Origin of the sequence: Hydrogenophaga borbori (genome assembly GCF_003417535.1) — a bacterium.
Lineage (GTDB): Bacteria > Pseudomonadota > Gammaproteobacteria > Burkholderiales > Burkholderiaceae_C > Hydrogenophaga > Hydrogenophaga borbori.
In genome coordinates this window covers 1-1,425 of record NZ_QVLS01000031.1, presented here as the reverse complement: position 1 = coordinate 1,425, position 1,425 = coordinate 1, and the positions used below count along the sequence as shown (strand labels likewise).

General features: G+C 71.7%; 1 protein-coding gene and 1 pseudogene. Both read left to right on the top strand.

What is annotated here, in order from left to right:
• Nucleotides 1–399, top strand: a pseudogene (locus DY262_RS22110) (methyl-accepting chemotaxis protein); the annotation flags it as partial.
• Between the two features lie 65 nt (nucleotides 400–464).
• A partial coding sequence (locus tag DY262_RS21465; RefSeq protein ID WP_116961073.1) for a methyl-accepting chemotaxis protein occupies nucleotides 465–1,425 on the top strand: 961 nt, incomplete at its 3' end.

Below are 1,425 nucleotides of genomic sequence, written 5' to 3'. Positions count from 1 at the left end.
GGGCAGGTGAACGTGGCGGTGAACCAGCTGGACCAGATGACGCAGCAGAACGCGGCGCTGGTGGAGCAGAGCGCGGCCGCCGCCCAGAGCCTGAAGGAGCAGGCCGACCGCCTGGCCCAGGTGGTGCAGGTGTTCCGCATCGGGCACGACGCCGCGCCCCCGCCCACGCCGGCCCCCGCGCCGAGTGCGCCGCTGGTGGCCCGAGCGCCGGCAGTGGCCAAGCCCACCGCCCCCGTGCCCACGCGCGCCGCGGCCGAGAGCAAACCCGCGGCCGACAGCAAACCCGTGGCTGAGAGCAAACCCGTGGTCGGCAGCAAACCGGCCGCCGAACCCCGTCCCGCGCCGCGCGTGGTGGCGCCCGCGGCCGCATCGGCCGAGGGCGAGTGGGAGAGCTTCTGACGGTGCCCGCGCGGCCCCCCGGGCCGTGCGACCCCTTATTTCCGTGCCCAGAGAGTGAGTGAAAGATGGACGTCGTGAACCGTTTCCGGATCGGCCCCCGCCTGTACCTGGGTTTTGCCCTGGTGCTGATGCTGTTGGCGGGCCTGACCGCCGTGGCCTGGTACGGCCTGAAGACCTCGCACGCCGCCACCGCGCGCGTGATCGAGATGGACAGGCGGGCCGCCCTCACGCAGGAATGGCTCATGAGCACGCAGATCAACATCAACCGCGTGATGGCCGTGGCCACGTCGCGCAACGACCCGGCGGTGGACGGCTACTTCAAGCCGCTGATGTCCCAGGTCAGCGAGCGCATCAGCGTGGTGCAGAAGACGCTGGAGGCCGAGATCCAGAGCGAGCAGGGCAAGGCCCTGCTCAAGGACATCGCCGAGCGCCGCGCGGCCTACATGGCGGTGCGCAAGACCTACTTCGACACGCTCAAGAACGGCGATGCCGCCGGCGCGCAGCAGTTGCTGACCGGTGGCCTCATGCCCGCGGCCGACGCCTATGGCGCCAAGCAGCGCGAGCTGCTCGAGCTGCAGCACCGCGCCGTGGCCGAGGCCGTGGCGGCGTCCGAGGCCACGGTCAATCGCCAGATCGGCCTGTTGATGCTGCTGGCCCTGAGCGCGAGCGGGCTGGCCATGGTGCTGGCCTGGCGCATCACGCGCTCGGTGACGCAGCCCCTGGCCCAGGCCGTGGACGTGACGCGCGAGGTGGCCGCGGGCGACCTGCGGCGCGACGTGCGCACCGAGCGCACCGACGAATTGGGTGACCTGCTGCGCGCGCTCGGCGACATGAAGACCTCGCTCACGCGCACCGTGAGCCTGGTGCGCAGCGCCACCGACAGCATCGACACCGCGTCGCAGGAAATCGCCACGGGCAACCAGGACCTGAGCTCGCGCACGGAGCAGACGGCGAGCAACCTGCAGGAGACGGCGGCGAGCATGGAGCAGCTGACGGGCACGGTGCGCCAGAGCGCGGACTCGGCGC